Raw genomic sequence first — 17295 nt, forward strand, 5'->3', positions numbered from 1 at the left:
TCAATCTGATTAGGATGCTCGATCCGCGTTTCGTGAGTGTGCGCCCGAGCATCCCATAGGTCTTTTCACTTTCTGCCCGGCGCGCAAGCGTCGGGCTTTGTCACATTAATGACATGTTGGGATAACTCAATCCGACACATCGGGCAACGGGTTTGTATTCACAGTTTGTAATATACAACTTAAGCGTGATCACGTTGCAGTGATGTGCCAAAGAAAAAGGGGCCGCTATCGGCCCCTTTGATTTGTTCAGCCGATTGCGACGGCTTTGATATCGTCATCAATAAACGGCAGATATTGTTCGAAGTTCTCGGCGAACATCTGCACCAGTTTTTCGGCTTGCTTGTCGAAAGCCGCCTGATCGTCCCAAGTGCGGCGCGGGTCCAGCAGGACCTCGGCAACACCCGGTACCGAAACAGGTACGTCAAAGCCGAAATTGGCATCCTTGCGGAATTCGGCGTCGCGCAGCGATCCATCCAACGCAGCCGTCAAAAGTGCGCGCGTGGCCCGGATTGGCATCCGGCTGCCTACACCATAGGCACCGCCCGTCCAACCTGTGTTAACAAGCCAGCAGGTCGCGCCGTGCTGGGCGATCTTGTCACGCAACAGGTTACCGTATTCTTCCGGCCGGCGGGGCATGAAAGGCGCGCCAAAGCAGGTCGAGAATGTAGGCTGAGGTTCCGTAATACCACGTTCCGTGCCGGCAACCTTAGAGGTGAAGCCCGAAAGGAAGTGATACATGGCCTGCGCAGGCGTCAGCCGCGCGATCGGAGGCAGAACACCGAACGCATCGCAGGTCAGCATGATGATATTCTTAGGATGGCCACCCAGCGCGCTTTTTGACGCGTTCGAGATATACTCCAGCGGGTAGGCGCAGCGCATGTTTGCAGTCAACGAGTCGTCTTCGAAATCCAGTTCTTTGGTCTCAGGATCGAAGACCATGTTCTCGATAACGGTTCCGAACTTGCTGGTGGTCGCGTAAATCTCAGGCTCGGCCTCGGCATTCAGGTTGATCGTCTTGGCATAACAGCCGCCTTCAAAGTTGAAGGTGCCGCGATCTGACCAGCCGTGTTCGTCATCCCCAATCAAGGTACGTGCGGGGTCGGCTGACAGGGTGGTCTTGCCGGTACCCGACAGGCCAAAGAACACAGCCGTATCAACCGGGTTGCCAACGGCGTGGTTCGCCGAGCAGTGCATCGGCATTACGCCTTTTTCGGGCAGCATGTAGTTCAACAGCGTAAAGACAGACTTCTTGTTCTCGCCCGCGTATTCGGTTCCGCCGATCAGGATCAGCTTGCGGTCGAAATTCATCGCGATCACAGTCTCAGAGCGGCAGCCATGCTTGGCCGGGTCGGCCTGAAAGCTGGGGCAGTTGATGACGGTGAAGTCTGCGGTGAATTCGTCCAGATCCTCGCGGTCCGGACGGCGCAACAGGTGGCGGATGAACAGGTTGTGCCAGGCCAGTTCGGTTACCATTCGAACATTGATCGAATAGGCAGGGTCAGCGCCACCGACCAGGTCCTGTACGAAATAATCGCGACCTTTCATATGCTCAAGCATATCCACGTACAGCGCCTCAAAGCCCTCGGGGCTCATTTCGGCATTGTTTTCCCACCAGATATGCTCTGCGACACTATCGGTGCGGACAACATGCTTGTCCTTTGGCGAGCGGCCCGTGAACTTGCCGGTTGTGACAAGAAATGCACCGCCATTGCCAAGTGTACCTTCACCGCGCTTCAGCGCCTCTTCGATCAGCGCCGGTTCCATGAAGTTATAATAGACATTGCCCAGACCCTCGATGCCCTGATCTTCGAGGCGGAATTGCGGGTTAACCCGTCCAGATGTCATGTGTGTCTTCTCCTGTGGCGGCGCGGCGGCGGTTGGGCCAAGGTGCGCTTTTTGGGCATTATGCCGGAAAATCCGGCGGACAGTGCGGGTCTTATCACGGTCGTTTGGGGCATGAACAGAAGGGTTTGGTGCAGTTAGCGCAACCAAGTTCAAGTTTAGCGCCACCAAACATTTCCTGTCGGAAACCGGGGCGCTTTTCTGGCAACATTAACGGCTTTTTTGCCGCAACTGTGTGACAACAAACGCACGATTCGCAGATACGGATTGATTCGCGGCCACAAAAACGCCAGAAATACCCTACTAATAACGATATATTGCATGAGTGAGCAGGAATAGGGGCTAACCCGATGTCAAAGATTGCACTGGTGGATGACGACAGAAACATTCTGACGTCTGTATCCATGACGCTTGAAGCCGAGGGTTTCGAGGTCGAAACGTACAACGATGGACAGGCAGCGTTGGACGCATTTAACAAAAAGCTTCCGGACATGGCTGTTCTGGACATTAAGATGCCACGCATGGACGGCATGGATTTGTTGCAGCGCCTGCGTCAGAAAACGCAAATGCCGGTGATTTTTCTAACGTCCAAGGATGATGAAATCGACGAAGTGCTCGGCTTGCGCATGGGCGCGGATGACTACGTCAAAAAGCCGTTCTCGCAGCGGTTGCTGGTCGAGCGTATCCGCGCATTGCTGCGCCGGCAGGAGGCGACCTCGGGCGATGCGACAGTTGCCAATACCGGTGATGCCAAAGTGATGGAGCGTGGCGACCTGCGTATGGACCCTTTGCGCCATGCGGTTAGCTGGAAGGGTGCCGACGTGTCGCTGACCGTGACCGAGTTCCTTTTGCTTCAGGCGTTGGCGCAGCGTCCGGGTTTTGTCAAAAGCAGGGATCAGTTGATGGACGTGGCCTATGACGATCAGGTCTATGTCGATGACCGCACGATCGACAGCCATATCAAACGTTTGCGCAAGAAAATGCGTGCCGCGGATTCTGAGTTTTCGGCCATCGAAACGCTCTATGGAATTGGTTACAGATACAACGAAGAATAATACCAATCTGAAAGGGTAGTTGGAACTCGTGCGCGATACGGATCAAGCCAACGAATTCAGGGATGGCGATGTCGTACTGGGGGATGATTGGGTCATCCCGCAGGATCCCGAGTCGGCCGAGCAGAGCGCATCGCGCCGCCGCCGAAACCTATTTGCATTACGTGAATCGCCGCTGGCGCGGAAAATCGTCACGTTCAACCTGATCGCCTTGGTGATCCTTGTTGCTGGCTTGTTGTATCTGGACGACTCGCGCGAGGAACAGGTGCAAAAGACTGCGCGAAATCTGGTCGTGAACGCGCAGCTCGTCAGCAATGTGTTTGAGGCACAGTTGCGCCAGGGATCTGATGCTTTGGCCCAAGACACGGGCGAGCTAAATGTCGATGAAACGCTGGCAGGTCTGAGCCTGCCGCCGGGCGGAGAAGTCTTCGTTTATGATGCGGCTGGTACGCTGACCGGGTGGACCCGCGGCGCAGAGGCGTCATCACAACTGCCCGTGTTGTTCCGATCTGAAGCCGAGGTGCAAACGGGCAGCACCCTGATAAGCGACGCGTTGAACGCGGTCTGGACCGGGCTGTCTCGTGTGTTCAACAGCTATGATCCCAGCACCGCACCAACCCTGGCACAGCGTGTGCAGGACATTATTCCGCCCGCGTTTGAAGGTCAGACGCAGGTGCAGGCAGTTCAGGATGAAGCAGGTCAGACGGTAATCGTTGCGGCCTCTCCCATCCTTCTGGATGGTGTGCCGGTCGGGGCGGTTGCCATTTCGGGCCCAGCCGGAGAAATTGATGCGCTCGCGCGGCGTGAGCAAGAGCGGATCCTGCAGATGTTCGTAGTGGCGCTCTTAGTATCTATCGGCCTGAGTCTGGTTCTGGCATCGACGATCGCCAACCCATTGGCTGATTTGGCGTCTGCAGCAGAAACCGGAAAGGACAGGGGCGCGGGAATGAACCCCGGTCGCATCCGTATCCCGGATTTGAGCGCCCGCCCCGATGAGATCGGCCGCCTGAGCCGGGCGCTGCGCGGCATGGTCACGGCGCTTTACAATCGAATTGACGCGAACGAACAGTTTGCCGCCGATGTCTCGCACGAGATTAAGAACCCACTTGCCAGCCTCCAATCTGCGGTTGGGACCTTGCGCATGGTCAAACGCGACGATCAGCGCGAAAAGCTTTTGGGTGTGATCGAACATGACGTGCGCCGGCTGGATCGACTGGTCAGTGATATTTCCAATGCGTCCCGCCTGGACGCTGAACTGGTCAAGGAAGAAGAGCAACCATTTGACCTGCTCAAACTGTTGGGCAATATCGGTCAGTATCTGGGTGAAGAAGCGCGTGCAAAGGGCATTGACTATATTACCGATCTGCCCAGCCAGCCAATTGTGATCCATGGTCTCGAGGCGCGGCTTGCGCAGGTTTTCGTTAACCTGATCACCAATGCGATTTCGTTTTGCGAAGACAGCGACGCAATCCGTGTCTGGGTGCGGCAGCGCGAAAATCGGGTGCTGATCGTGGTCGAAGACACCGGTCCGGGCATCCCCGAACAGGCGCTGACAAAGGTCTTCAAGCGGTTCTACTCGCAACGCCCCGCTGAGCATTTCGGGAACAACTCGGGTCTGGGACTTGCGATTTCCAAGCAGATCATCGAGGCCCATGGCGGCGTGATCTGGGCTGAGAACATCAGACCGACCGAGGCCGACATCACCTCGGACCCGCTAGGGGCAAGATTTGTCGTTGGGTTGCCTGTATAAGCCATGGGTGGCCAGCCCCTTGCCGATGTAGAAAACCTGGAAACTGCAGTTATACACGCAACATGCGTGGCCGTTGGCGGGTGCGGTTTACTGATTGTTGGCGCCTCGGGTACAGGCAAATCCGCGTTGGGATTGCAGATGATGGCTTTAGGGGCCGATCTCGTCGCGGATGACCGTGTTACGCTGAAGATGGCAGGAGATGTCGCCACGGCAGATGCTGCCCCCAATATCGGCGGCTTGATCGAGGCGCGCGGCATTGGCCTGATACGCGCCGACGCGGTTGGACCTGTCCCGCTTTCTTGCGTGGTCGACTTGGACCAAGCCATGACATCGCGCCTGCCAGAACCTGAATTTGCTTTGGTCCTGAGGCAAACTGTTCCCTTGCTAAGGGCTGCGAGTGTCCCCAATTTGGCGGCAGCGTTAATGCAATTGTTAAAAACAGGACGCGTAGATCCGCAATGGCCCAGCACGTAACACCTCAGCGGCGTATCGTATTGGTAACTGGTCCTTCGGGCGCAGGCAGGTCCACCGCCATTCGTGTCCTGGAAGATCTTGGGTTCGAGGCAATCGACAACCTTCCGATGGGCTTGTTGACACGTTTGCTGGACGGTCCGCAAAGCGATCGCCCAATGGCGCTGGGTATAGACGCCAGAAACAGGGATTTTTCAACGATCGGGTTCATCGAACTGGCCGTCAAGCTACGCCAAATGGAACGCGTGGATTTAACGACCTTGTATTTGGACTGCAGCGATGAAGTGTTGCTCAGACGATTTTCTGAAACACGCCGACGGCATCCGGTCGCAACCGACGCCAGTCCGGAAACCGGGGTTGTCCAGGAAAAGGAATTATTGGCGCCCATTCGTGAGATCGCCGATACGTTAATCGATACCAGCCCCCTGAATGTTCATCAGTTGCGCGAAGAGGTGGAACGCTGGTTTGCACCGCAAGGCGGAAGACATTTGGCGGTGTCCATCGAATCTTTTTCCTACAAGCGGGGTTTGCCCCGCGGGTTGGATATGGTTTTCGATTGCCGCTTTCTTGCGAACCCATACTGGCGTCCGGAACTGCGTGCGGAAGATGGTCGAAATCCCGATGTCGCGCACTATGTGCAGTCAGACGCGAACTATGCGCCGTTTTTCACCCGGGTCGTGGACCTGCTGCAAGTTTTGCTGCCGGCCTACCGTGCCGAAGGAAAAGCGCATCTGTCAGTGGCTTTTGGCTGCACAGGGGGGCAACACAGATCGGTTGCCACTGCTGAAGCAGTTGCAAAGGCACTTGCAGAGCAGGGGCAGCAAGTGGCAATTAGGCATCGCGAAATGGAACGTCGTTCTTTGAATGTGAGGCCGGATTGATCGGGATCGTAATCGTTGCACATGGGGGGTTGGCGCAGGAATACCTGTCTGCCATGCAACATGTGGTCGGAAAACAATCTGGCTTGGCCGCGATTTCAATCGAGGCGGATCACGACCGTGATGCAAAACAAGCCGAAATCTGTGCTGCAGCCGATGGCGTGGACGTGGGCGATGGCGTGGTTGTGGTGACCGATTTGTTCGGCGGCAGCCCGTCGAATCTGAGTCTCAGGGCCTGTGCACCGCAAGACCGGCGTATCCTTTACGGTGCAAATCTGCCTATGCTGATAAAACTGGCTAAAACCCGCCACCTGCCAATCGGCGATGCCGTGCGTCAGGCGATGGAGGCTGGACGCAAGTACATCAATGCGCAAAATGTGACCTTGGACGAAGACCGGACTGATAAAGAATGACTTCCCGAAGCTTGAAAATAATCAATGAAAAGGGTTTGCACGCCCGCGCCTCTGCCAAACTGGTTGAGGTCGTCGAGGGGTTCGATGCGCAGGCAGAAGTATCAAAAGACGGTCTCTCAGCGTCGGGTGATAGCATCATGGGTCTTTTGATGTTGGCAGCGTCGCGTGGAACGACTATTGACGTCGAGACGTCCGGACCGGATGCTGAGGCGTTGGCTGATGCGTTAGAGACCCTTGTAAACGATAAGTTCGGGGAAGGCTTCTGACAGCGTCTGCCGCGAAACGAAGAACGGGAAGACCAGGAATTGGCGGAAACAACGCACGATACCAAGACGGGCCCGGTTGTAGACGGTGTCGACGACCAGGGTGAAATCTACGACCGTAGAACCCTGACTTACGCGAACTCGTTCGACGATGCCTGGACTTCGACGGCCATTCGCGCGATCGAATGGTGCACCGGGAAGCTGACCATTTTGCGGATGGTCAACAAGTTCGAAAAGAAGAACGAATACTACCGGGGACAGCGGTTCTGGGGCGGCGCTCTAGAGGTGATGGGGATCGATCTGACCACACCGGAAGAACAGATTGCCCATATCCCCAAAACAGGTCCCGTTGTCGTGGTGGCAAATCACCCGCATGGTATGGTGGACGGAATGATATTGGCCGAGCTGATCGGCAGGGTCCGCAGTGATTACCGCATCCTGACCCGGTCTGTTCTTACAGGGCTGGACGAGGCCGCGACGTCTTTCATGATTCCCGTTCCGTTTCCCCACGACCCCGAAGCTCAGGCCAAAATGCTGGAGATGCGTGGCAAGGCCATGGAGCATCTCAAAAACGGTGGCGTTGTCGCTCTGTTCCCGTCTGGCGTCGTGATGTCTTCGGACGATTGGTTCGGTCCGGCGATCGAGCGGGAATGGAACGTGTTTACCGCCAAGATGATCCGCCGCTCCGGCGCTCAGGTGGTTCCGATCTTTTTCCCGGGTAGAAACTCGCGCGCCTACCAGATTGCGAACAAACTCTCAGCGATTTTGCGTCAAGGCTTGCTGCTTCATGAAATCGTAAGATCCTGCAACAAACCGCAATCTCCGGTGATTGGTGAGCCGATCTCGGACGAAGACATGCAGGTGCTGGAGAGGGACCCGCGGGGTTTCATGACCTGGTTGCGGAAACATACGTTGGATTTGGGGCAGTCGCCCAAACCCTGATCCGGATCTTCATCTGGCCAAAAATATCCCGGGGGTGAGCCCGGATTTAATCCGGGCGAGGGGGCTGGCCCCCTGATCTACCGCGTGGGAACTGGCGCGTCGCCTCTGTAATCGTAAAACCCACGTTGCGTCTTGCGACCCAACCATCCAGCTTCAACGTATTTCGTCAGCAAAGGACAAGGGCGGTACTTTGTATCGGCCAACCCATCGTGCAAAACGTTCATAATCGCCAAACATGTATCCAACCCGATGAAGTCCGCCAGTTCCAGTGGGCCCATCGGGTGATTGGCCCCCAGTTTCATTGACTGATCAATTGATTGCACGTTTCCAACGCCTTCATACAGGGTGTACACGGCCTCATTGATCATCGGCATCAGAATTCGATTTACGATAAAGGCAGGAAAGTCCTCGGCGCTGGCGGCGGTTTTCCCCAGCCGGTCCACAACGGCCTTACAGGCGCTAAAGGTTTCCTCGTCGGTCGCAATGCCACGGATCAGCTCGACCAGTTGCATGACGGGGACCGGATTCATGAAGTGGAATCCCATGAAACGTTCCGGCCGGTCCGTGCGGCTCGCCAGCCTTGTTATGGAAATTGAGGATGTATTCGAGGTCAGGATCGTGTGGGGCAGAAGATGGGGTTGCAGGTCTTCGAAAATAGCCTGTTTAATCGTCTCGCGCTCGGTCGCGGCTTCGATTACAAGATCTGTCTGCCCAAGCTGAGGCAACTCCAGCGTAGTTGTAATGCGCTTCAAAGCAGCTTGCATTGCCTCATCCGAGATTTTCCCACGAGAGGCCTGACGTGCCAGATTGCCCTCGATCGTCGCCATGGCACTGTTAAGAGCATCCTGGCTGACGTCATTCAACAGCACGTCATATTCCGCCAGGGCCAAAACATGAGCAATACCGTTACCCATTTGACCTGCGCCAATCACTCCGATTGATTTAACATCCATTTTCAAGTGCCTTTGTGCCTCGGGATACCGGGACAGTATCGGTAGATGGGGGCGGGCGGCAAGGGCAACGCGCCCATGCAATTTGCTTCAAATCCGCACATTAGCCTTTTCTAAAGACTTGCGGCTGCAAGGTGGCAATTGGGTGAAAAATTGGGTGAGTGTTATGAGCTATCATCAAACAGGCTCGGGGGGACCCGAGGATACAGTCTGCCAATACGACGGGGCGCGCCTATGGTTTCGCGGGCCGGAACGGTCAACTGAAAAGCCTTATGTCGCCGTGGCAGGTGGAACTGAAACGTTTGGGCGATTTGTTGATCGCCCATTCGCGACGGTTCTCGAAGAAAGGTTGGACAGGAGGTGCCTGAACTTTGGCAGTTTGTTTTGTGGAGTCGATGCCTTGTGCGGCGACACAGGATTGCAGTCTTTATTGGACAGAGCAGACCTTTGCGTTCTGCAAGCGCCCGATATTTTGGGACAATCGAATCGATTCTACAAAGTGCACCCCCGGCGCAACGACAGGTTCCTAACTGCGACCGACGCGTTGGTATCGCTGTATCCGGAAGTTGACTTTGCGGATGTTAATTTTGTGCATCATTTGATGACACTTTTACACAGGCATCAGGATGCCCGGTTCGAAGTTGTGGTCGAGGAATTGCGCAGAAACTGGACCAGGCAGGTGACAACACTGGCGCAAAGTATTCAAACGCCGATCATCCTGTTGCATCTGCGTGTTCTGAAACAGCCGCAAGAGGTGCGACTGGAGCAGGAAGCCGAAGTGTCCGTTAGACCAGAAATGCTGGAAGCAGTCAGACCGTTTTGTGCAAAGCTTGTCGAAGCGTCCGTCGCTGTTTCGGGCCAATCGGATGAGCTTGAGGATATGCTGTTCGGTACGTTGCAACAGCCGATGGCCGAGCACATGATCGGCCCCGCTGCTCATCGCTCCATAGCTTCTGTACTCAGCGTGGCGATCAATGATCTTGAATAAAAAAAGGCCCGCGGTGACGTGGGCCTTTCTGAGATTTTTCGACGAAAAATCTTCGACTGTGATCAGCCGAGTTTCTCAGTCAATTCCGGCACGGCCTGGAACAGGTCGGCGACAAGGCCGAAGTCCGCGACCTGGAAGATCGGTGCCTCTTCATCCTTGTTGATCGCAACAATGACCTTCGAGTCTTTCATGCCAGCCAAGTGCTGGATTGCACCCGAGATGCCGACAGCGACATAGAGGTCCGGTGCAACAACCTTACCGGTCTGGCCCACCTGCCAGTCGTTGGGTGCGTAGCCCGAGTCAACGGCAGCGCGCGAGGCACCAACAGCGGCACCCAGTTTGTCGGCCAGTGTTTCGATCAGCTTGAAGTCCTCTTCCGAGCCGACACCACGGCCACCGGAAACAACAACGCCAGCCGAAGTCAGTTCAGGACGATCGCTTTCAGCAACCTTATCCTCGACCCATTCGGACAGACCTGGGTTTTCACCGACCGAGATTGTCTCAACCGCAGCCGATCCACCTTCGCCTGCAGCGTCAAAGCTTGCAGTCCGGATGGTGACGACTTTCTTGGCGTCGCTTGATTTCACGGTCTGAATTGCGTTACCCGCATAGATCGGACGCTCGAAGGTCGCGCCGTCAACCACGCCGGACGCATCCGAGATCACCATCACGTCCAGCAGCGCAGCAACGCGCGGCATGACGTTCTTGGCGTCGGTGGTGGCTGGGGCAACGATGTGCTCATACCCATCGGCCAGACCCACGATCAGCGCTGCGGTCGATTCCGCCAGGCGGTGGCCCAGCGACTCGTCTTCAGCAACCAGAACCTTCGAGACACCGTCGATCTTGGCAGCAGCCTCACCAGCAGCAGCGGCAGACCCACCCGCGGCCAGAACGGTTACGTCACCCAGCGATTTCGCTGCGGACACGGCCTTGGCGGTGGCGTCCAGCGACAGTTCGCCATTGTTGACTTCGGCAAGCAGAAGTACAGCCATTACACAGCCCCCGCTTCTTTGAGTTTCGAGACCAGCTCATCAACCGAGCCGACGACGATACCAGCGGCGCGCGCCGCAGGCTCATCGGTTTTGACGACTTCCAGACGCGGAGTGACGTCGACGCCGTAATCGGCGGCGGTTTTCTCATCCAGCGGCTTTTTCTTCGCCTTCATGATGTTCGGCAACGAGGCATAGCGCGGCTCGTTCAGGCGCAGGTCAACGGTCACGATGGTCGGCATCTTGACGGTGATGGTCTGCAGACCGCCGTCCACCTCACGGGTGATCTTGGCGCTGTCGCCTTCGATGTCCAGCTCGGACGCGAAGGTGCCTTGCGACCAGCCCAGCAGGGCCGACAGCATCTGGCCGGTGGCGTTCATGTCGTTGTCGATCGCCTGCTTGCCCGCCAGAACGATGCCCGGCTGCTCTTCCTCGACCACTTTGGCCAGGATTTTCGCAACGGCCAGAGGCTCAATATCCGTGTGGACGTCATCCGCAGCCACAACAAGGATCGCGCGGTCCGCACCCATGGCCAGAGCAGTCCGCAGTGTCTCCTGCGCCTGCTTCACGCCGATCGAAACAGCAACGACTTCGTCAGCCTTGCCCGCTTCTTTCAGCCGGATCGCCTCTTCCACTGCAATCTCGTCGAACGGGTTCATCGACATTTTTACATTGGCGAGATCAACACCGCTGCCATCCGCTTTGACGCGAACTTTCACGTTGTAGTCAATCACGCGCTTGACAGGCACAAGTACCTTCATTTTTGCGTAAGCTCCTTACAAAAACGGCAAGCCGCAATGCGACTCCACCAATGCTCTCGCGGGTGTAGATAGCGCCTCGGCCCGGTCCGGAACAGAGCAAAATCGTCACGTCATGTCGCGAGGACGTCGCGTTTCGACATTTTTTACGTTAGGGAACGAAATTTTGTTTCCCGCAGGGCCCGTTCAGCGGTTTGCACCGGGAACCCACAAAACATCATCGCGGCCATCATTGTTGGCGCATCTCGCCGCAACAAAGAACCAATCGCTCAGGCGGTTGAGATATTTCACCGCCGTTTCGTTCACCGGTTCCATGTTCGTCAGTTCAACTGCCAACCTCTCGGCGCGCCGGGATACGGTGCGACAGACATGAAGATGTGCGGCCAGACGCGAGCCGCCGGGCAAAATAAAGCTGCGTAGCGGTTCCAGGGTCTCGTTCATATGGTCGATCTCGGCCTCGAGGCGGTCAATCTGTGCCGAGACGACGCGAAGGGGTGGGAAGTCCGCTTCGGCGTCTTTTTCCATGTCCGGACGGCAGAAATCTGCACCCAGATCAAAAAGGTCATTCTGAATGCGGGCCAGCGCTGCCTCTACCTCGCCCTCGGCTTCGGTGCGCGCAACGCCTACAAATGCGTTAAGCTCGTCCACTGTGCCATAGGCGGTTACCCGGCCCGAGTATTTGGCAACGCGTTCGCCATTACCCAGCGCTGTTTTTCCGTCATCGCCGGTACGTGTGTAGATTTTGTTGAGAACAACCATTTATTGACCTCCTTGTCCGCGCAGCCAGACGTAGAGCACGATCAGCACCACGGCAATGAACTGAAACAGAATCCGCAGCTGCATCATCTTGTTGCTTTTAAGCGCGGCGCTTTTACCGGCTTTCCCGAAATTCGATATGCCAATGACCAGCACGACGACAACAGCCGCCATAGCCAGCAACAAAACGACCATCAAAGGGTCCATGAATACACCGTCCGCGTTTTGTGTTTCGTTAGCCTCTCATCTAGCCCCATGGGCGCGAAAAGCGAACGGGTAATTTCGCCTCAGACATCCGACAGGATGCGGTCGATTGTACGCGTTGGCAGTATGCGGCGCAGATATCCGGCGATGTAGGTGGGCGTCGTCACATAGTAGCGCGGGCGCGGGCGCTTGGACTCAACCGCATGCGCGAGTTTTTCGGTGACGGCAGATGCGGGTAGTTCAAAGCGATCCGGGCCAGAAGATTCGTATAGCCGCTTCAATAAGTTGGACTCGTATCTGTCGCGCAGGGCAGAGCTCTGCCAGTTGATGAATTTCTCAAAAAACGGGATCGAGTTTTCGCGGATTTTGGACGTGATCGGGCCAGGCTCAATCAGGATGACGTTGATGTCGGTATCTGCCAGTTCCAGCCGCAATGTGTCTGTCAGACCTTCGATCGCGTATTTCGTGGCGACGTAAGCACCGCGCCAAGGATACGCCACAAGGCCCAAGACCGAAGAGTTTTGTACGATTCTGCCATGTCCTTGGTTGCGCATGACCGGAAGGACCCTCCGCGTCAGCTCATGCCAGCCAAAAAAGTTCGCCTCGAAAATCGCGCGCAGACCATCCGTCGGCAGGTCTTCGACCGCGCCGGGCAGTCCGTGCGCGCCATTGTTGAACAGGGCGTCCAGCGTCCCGCCGGTTGCTGTCAGAACTTCGGCCAACCCGGTTTCGATGCTTTCGGTGTCGGTATAGTCGATGCGGGGGCTCTCAAAACCCTGCGCGCGCAACCTGTCGCAATCACGCTGCTGTCGGCATGAGGCGAATACGCGCCATCCGCGCGCGCGCATGCCGTGGGCTGCGTCCAGCCCAATGCCGGACGAGCAGCCAGTAATGAGGATGGTTCTTTGCATGATTTTCCCGAAGCTGATCCTACGCCATAGCTAGGGCTTGGTCTCAGCCGGGACAATCATTGCGGCGGGTCAGTCGGCGACTTTTCTAACCAAAGAAGCAGAAATCCAGCCAACCTGTTGCTCGGGCAACACGCGCAGACGTAGCCAACCCGTGCCAGAATCGCTCAGGACTTCGACCTGCTGCCCAATCGAGGCTTTGCCGACAATCGGATAGATCGTACCCGGCCCGTCGCGCATGTTGACGCGCGTGCCCGAGATTTCGCGAATGTCTTTTTTCGGTTCAAATTCAACCGGGGCAACGGGCGTGTCTACGGGTTCGTCCAGGCTGACTTGCTGAAGGCCGGTTACCCCGTCTTCCAGCGACGCCAAAGTTATGTTGGCGGTTTCGTCTTCGAATACGGACAGCCCCTTAAGGTCTTCGAGGCTGACAGTTTCTGCAACAAGCTCGACAGCGGGGGGTTGCGCTTGGATCGGCTTGATGCGGACAGCAGGCGTACGCGCTGCGACGTTGGTTACAAGCGCGTCGGCTGGTGTGGTTGCGATCGGTGTGACACTTGGTGTTGATGCGACACGAACCGGTTGCTCGGCGCGTGTGCCGCGCGGCTCAAAGTCTGGCCCTCCGCTCATGATGTAAAAGCACCAGCCGAGTGCAGCAAAACTGATAATGATAAGGCGCGTCATGGCGCATCCCCCAGGCAAATCGTAAATCTGAAAAAAAAGCAGCAGTCTAATGGCAGCGAGCATACCATATCAGTACTGTGGAGTCGAAAGATTGGGGGAAATCGGGGTGTTGCCTCCCCGTGTTGTAAAAACCGCCACTTGTCCCCAGCAAAATATACGCTGCTTGCTTTACCCGGGCGCTCTTGCGTCGTATCACATCATATATGAACGATACGATCGACGACCCCAACATGGAGGCTCCCGAAGGTGGGGGCGAGGTAGCTGAACCGCTGCGCCGCGCAATTGGCGAACGCTATCTGACCTATGCGCTGTCCACCATCATGCACCGGGCTTTGCCGGATGCGCGGGACGGCCTGAAACCGGTTCACCGGCGAATCCTCTATGCGATGCGCGAGCTGCGACTCAGCGCGACGGGGGGATTCCGTAAGTCCGCCAAGATCTCGGGCGACGTGATGGGCAACTACCACCCGCATGGCGACGCCGCGATTTACGACGCGATGGCGCGTCTGGCGCAGGATTTCAACGTGCGCTACCCGCTAGTCGACGGGCAGGGGAATTTCGGCAATATCGACGGCGATAACCCGGCGGCCTCGCGATATACCGAGGCGCGGATGACCATCGTGGCTGAGGCGCTGCTTGAGGGTCTGAACGAAGACGCTGTCGATTTCCGCGATAACTACGACGGCACGCTGACCGAGCCGGTGGTGCTGCCTGCGCAGTTTCCGAACCTGTTGGCGAACGGCGCCAGCGGTATCGCGGTGGGCATGGCGACGAATATTCCGCCACATAACATTGCCGAGCTATGCGATGCCTGTCTGCATCTGATTAAAACGCCGGATGCGCGCGACGACACGCTGCTCAACTACGTCCCCGGACCGGACTTCCCGACTGGCGGCGTGATTGTCGAGCCACCCGAGAATATCGCGCAGGCGTATCGCACCGGGCGCGGGTCCTTCCGTCTGCGCTGCAAGTTCGAGGTCGAGGATCTGGGCCGCGGCCAGTGGCAGATCGTCGTTACCGAGATCCCCTATCAGGTTCAGAAATCCAAGCTGATCGAAAAGATCGCGGAACTGATCCAGACCAAGAAAATCCCGATCCTCGCCGATGTCCGTGACGAATCCGCTGATGACATCCGCCTGATCCTTGAACCACGCTCCAAGAACGTGGACCCCGAGGTACTGATGGGGATGCTCTATCGCAACTCGGACCTCGAGGTGCGGTTCAGCCTGAACATGAACGTGCTGATCGACGGGGTAACGCCCAAGGTCTGTTCGATGAAGGAAGTGCTGCGCGCCTTCCTCGATCACCGGCAAGAGGTTCTGATCCGCCGCTCGCGTCACCGTCTGGGTAAGATCGACCACCGTCTAGAGGTGTTGGAGGGCTTTATCGTCGCCTTCCTGAACCTCGACCGTGTCATCGACATCATCCGCTATGACGATGATCCCAAGGCCGCGCTGATGCGCGAGGATTGGGGCATCGATCACGTCCGCGCCACGGACGAATCCGACTACATCACGCCCAAACCGGGCGAGGGCGAACTGTCCGAGGTTCAGGTCGACGCCATCCTCAACATGCGCCTGCGCAGCCTACGCCGTCTGGAAGAGATGGAACTGGTGCGCGAGCGCGACGAGTTGATGCTGGAACGCGCTGGCCTCGAAGACCTGCTAGCCGATCCGGCACTGCAGTGGGCGAAAATCGCTGAACAGCTCAAAGAGACCAAGAAGACCTTTGGCAAAGATTACGAAGGTGGTGCCCGCCGGACCCAGTTTGCCGAAGCTGGGCAAGTCGAAGAGGTCCCGCTTGAGGCAATGATCGACAAAGAACCGATCACGGTCGTCTGCTCTCAGATGGGCTGGATTCGCGCCATGACCGGCCATATCGACCTGAAGCGCGAATTGAAGTTCAAGGACGGCGACGGCCCGCGGTTTATCTTCCACGCGGAAACCACGGATCGGCTGCTGGTGTTCGCGTCGAATGGTCGATTCTACACCGTCAGCGCCGCCAATCTGCCCGGCGGGCGCGGCATGGGTGAACCGCTGCGCCTGATGGTCGACCTGCCCAACGAAGCGCAGATCGTCGATATTCTGATCCACACACCCGGGCGCAAACTTCTGGTCGCCTCGGATGCTGGCAACGGATTCATGGTGCCGGAAGATGAGGTGCTGGCACAGACCCGTAACGGTAAACAGGTGCTGAACGTCAAAGGAGACGAGGCGGCGGTAATCTGCAAACCGGTTGATGGCGACCACGTCGCGGTCGTGTCTCAGAACGGCAAGTTCCTTGTGTTCCCGGTCACCGAGCTTCCTGAGATGACGCGCGGAAAAGGCGTGCGTCTGCAGAAATATAATATGGCGCGTGGTCGACAAGGCACGCTGGAACTGGATGGCGGGCTATCGGACGTGACGACGTTTAATTGGGATGATGGCTTGAAGTGGTCTATGGGCGGTGACAAAACCCGACACGAGGCCGACATGTCACAATGGCTGGCAAAGCGGGCGGGTGTTGGGAAAAAGCCGCCATATGGCTTCCCGCGGGACTATAAATTCTCGTGATCATGCGCGTGTCGGCGGGGAATTTCGCGGATACGGCTTGGCACAAGTCGCATAGGTGCGCTAGATCAAAGAAAAACAGGCCTATCGGGACGATACCATGTTGCGCATTCTGACCTTGATTACCGGACTGGCCCTGCTGGGCGCCTGCACACAGACGCAGGTCTATGAAGAGCCCGAGTCCTTGGGTGAGTTCAAACTTCGGGTGAATTACGCCTTTGCCGACAAGGCCGTTCAGGGGCCTGTATCACGCGACGCCACGCCGGACGAATGGACCGCGGCCATTCAGAATGCTGTGGATATCCGCTTGGGCCGGTATGAGGGTGCACAGGACTATGATATTGGTATCAGCCTTGAAGGCTACATGTTGGCGCCCCCCGGCATTCCGGTGATCTATAATCCCAAAAGTACCGCGATCGTGCTGGTCAACGTCTATGACGTGAACAAGAAAGAGTTTCTGGCCAAAGGAAAACAGTTCCAGGTTCTCGAAGACACAACCGGTGAAAGCGCCCTGGCGGGATCGGGGCATTCTCGTACCAAAGAAGAGCAAATGAGCGGCCTTGCGCTCAAGGTTGCGGACCGAGTCGAAGAGTGGCTGGCCGAAGAACATCAGGAGAACGGCTGGTTCCAGCGGCGTCCCGATCTGATCCAGCCGCTGGATTCTGGCGAACTCACGCAAAATCCAGCGTCGTAAACGGCTTTTCCCGCAGGATGTGCTTGATTTTCCCCTGCGAACCAAATATCTCGCGCGCGCAGATGTAACCGCGGGACCAAGGGTCCCCCAAATTGCAAAAGGGCGCCTGAGGAATGGCAAAGGAAAAGTTTGAGCGTACAAAACCGCACGTCAACATCGGCACGATTGGCCACGTTGACCATGGTAAAACGACGCTGACCGCAG

Annotated in this window: 19 protein-coding genes; 11 read left to right on the top strand and 8 right to left on the bottom strand. The window is 56.9% G+C overall.

Annotation, left to right across the window (positions count from 1 at the left end):
• Positions 1-246: 246 nt before the first annotated feature.
• On the bottom strand, positions 247-1845 hold the full coding sequence (locus ACR0BD_RS15030) for a phosphoenolpyruvate carboxykinase (protein ID WP_480698541.1): 1599 nt from the start codon (positions 1843-1845) through the stop codon (positions 247-249).
• Positions 1846-2192: 347 nt separating this feature from the next.
• Between ACR0BD_RS15030 and ACR0BD_RS15035 the strand changes: the two genes are divergently transcribed.
• Genes ACR0BD_RS15035 through ACR0BD_RS15065 form a run of 7 tightly spaced genes read left to right on the top strand, consistent with a single transcriptional unit; the run spans position 2193 to position 7611 of the window.
• The gene (locus tag ACR0BD_RS15035; protein WP_480698539.1) at positions 2193-2897 is read left to right on the top strand and encodes a response regulator transcription factor; all 705 of its coding nucleotides are present in this window, start codon (positions 2193-2195) and stop codon (positions 2895-2897) included.
• A 28-nt stretch (positions 2898-2925) separates the two neighbouring features.
• The gene (locus ACR0BD_RS15040) at positions 2926-4644 is read left to right on the top strand and encodes an ATP-binding protein (protein WP_480831638.1); all 1719 of its coding nucleotides are present in this window, start codon (positions 2926-2928) and stop codon (positions 4642-4644) included.
• 3 nt (positions 4645-4647) lie between these two features.
• Positions 4648-5118, top strand: coding sequence for an HPr kinase/phosphorylase (locus ACR0BD_RS15045; protein ID WP_480831640.1), 471 nt, complete (start codon positions 4648-4650; stop codon positions 5116-5118).
• Positions 5103-5996 (top strand): RNase adapter RapZ, encoded by an 894-nt coding sequence (rapZ, locus tag ACR0BD_RS15050; RefSeq protein WP_480698533.1) that lies wholly within the window; start codon positions 5103-5105, stop codon positions 5994-5996. Before ACR0BD_RS15045 ends, rapZ begins: the two co-directional genes overlap by 16 nt.
• Entirely contained in the window at positions 5993-6406 is a 414-nt protein-coding gene (locus ACR0BD_RS15055; RefSeq protein ID WP_480698531.1) for a PTS sugar transporter subunit IIA, read from the top strand. Before rapZ ends, ACR0BD_RS15055 begins: the two co-directional genes overlap by 4 nt.
• Positions 6403-6672: an HPr family phosphocarrier protein gene (locus ACR0BD_RS15060; protein ID WP_480698530.1), complete on the top strand. Its 270-nt coding sequence runs from the start codon at positions 6403-6405 to the stop codon at positions 6670-6672. Before ACR0BD_RS15055 ends, ACR0BD_RS15060 begins: the two co-directional genes overlap by 4 nt.
• Positions 6673-6711: 39 nt before the next feature.
• Positions 6712-7611 carry a lysophospholipid acyltransferase family protein gene (locus ACR0BD_RS15065; RefSeq protein WP_480831642.1) on the top strand — a complete coding sequence of 300 codons (900 nt, stop codon included), beginning with the start codon at positions 6712-6714 and terminating at the stop codon, positions 7609-7611.
• Positions 7612-7688: 77 nt separating this feature from the next.
• Here ACR0BD_RS15065 and ACR0BD_RS15070 read toward each other — a convergent pair whose 3' ends face one another.
• Complete coding sequence (locus ACR0BD_RS15070) at positions 7689-8564, bottom strand: 3-hydroxybutyryl-CoA dehydrogenase (protein WP_480698526.1); 876 nt, start codon at positions 8562-8564, stop codon at positions 7689-7691.
• Positions 8565-8727: 163 nt separating this feature from the next.
• Between ACR0BD_RS15070 and ACR0BD_RS15075 the strand changes: the two genes are divergently transcribed.
• On the top strand, positions 8728-9549 hold the full coding sequence (locus ACR0BD_RS15075) for a DUF6473 family protein (protein ID WP_480831644.1): 822 nt from the start codon (positions 8728-8730) through the stop codon (positions 9547-9549).
• 62 nt (positions 9550-9611) lie between these two features.
• Here the strand turns inward: ACR0BD_RS15075 and ACR0BD_RS15080 are convergent, their stop codons facing one another.
• The 6 genes from ACR0BD_RS15080 to ACR0BD_RS15105 all read right to left on the bottom strand — a co-directional run bounded on the left by ACR0BD_RS15080 (position 9612) and on the right by ACR0BD_RS15105 (position 13848).
• Complete coding sequence (locus tag ACR0BD_RS15080) at positions 9612-10541, bottom strand: electron transfer flavoprotein subunit alpha/FixB family protein (RefSeq protein ID WP_480831646.1); 930 nt, start codon at positions 10539-10541, stop codon at positions 9612-9614.
• Positions 10541-11299: an electron transfer flavoprotein subunit beta/FixA family protein gene (locus ACR0BD_RS15085; protein ID WP_480831648.1), complete on the bottom strand. Its 759-nt coding sequence runs from the start codon at positions 11297-11299 to the stop codon at positions 10541-10543. The genes ACR0BD_RS15080 and ACR0BD_RS15085 overlap by 1 nt, the downstream gene beginning before the upstream one ends.
• A 183-nt stretch (positions 11300-11482) precedes the next feature.
• Positions 11483-12055, bottom strand: a complete 573-nt coding sequence (locus ACR0BD_RS15090; protein ID WP_480831650.1) for a cob(I)yrinic acid a,c-diamide adenosyltransferase — start codon at positions 12053-12055, stop codon at positions 11483-11485.
• A complete protein-coding gene (locus ACR0BD_RS15095) occupies positions 12056-12259 on the bottom strand; it encodes a twin transmembrane helix small protein (protein ID WP_480698517.1) in 204 nt (67 codons plus the stop codon).
• Between the two features lie 80 nt (positions 12260-12339).
• A complete protein-coding gene (locus ACR0BD_RS15100; RefSeq protein WP_480831653.1) occupies positions 12340-13167 on the bottom strand; it encodes an SDR family NAD(P)-dependent oxidoreductase in 828 nt (275 codons plus the stop codon).
• A 69-nt stretch (positions 13168-13236) separates the two neighbouring features.
• Positions 13237-13848, bottom strand: coding sequence for an SH3 domain-containing protein (locus ACR0BD_RS15105; protein WP_480831655.1), 612 nt, complete (start codon positions 13846-13848; stop codon positions 13237-13239).
• A gap of 203 nt (positions 13849-14051) precedes the next feature.
• On the opposite strand from ACR0BD_RS15105, the gene parC reads away from it, so the two are divergent.
• From parC to ACR0BD_RS15120, 3 genes are all read left to right on the top strand, one after another.
• On the top strand, positions 14052-16400 hold the full coding sequence (gene parC, locus ACR0BD_RS15110) for a DNA topoisomerase IV subunit A (protein ID WP_480831657.1): 2349 nt from the start codon (positions 14052-14054) through the stop codon (positions 16398-16400).
• Positions 16401-16497: 97 nt separating this feature from the next.
• Positions 16498-17091: a hypothetical protein gene (locus ACR0BD_RS15115; RefSeq protein WP_480831658.1), complete on the top strand. Its 594-nt coding sequence runs from the start codon at positions 16498-16500 to the stop codon at positions 17089-17091.
• 113 nt (positions 17092-17204) lie between these two features.
• Positions 17205-17295 (top strand): GTP-binding protein (locus ACR0BD_RS15120; RefSeq protein WP_215675807.1); only part of this gene is annotated, 91 nt, incomplete at its 3' end.

It is taken from the genome of Ruegeria sp. G5 (assembly GCF_056533365.1).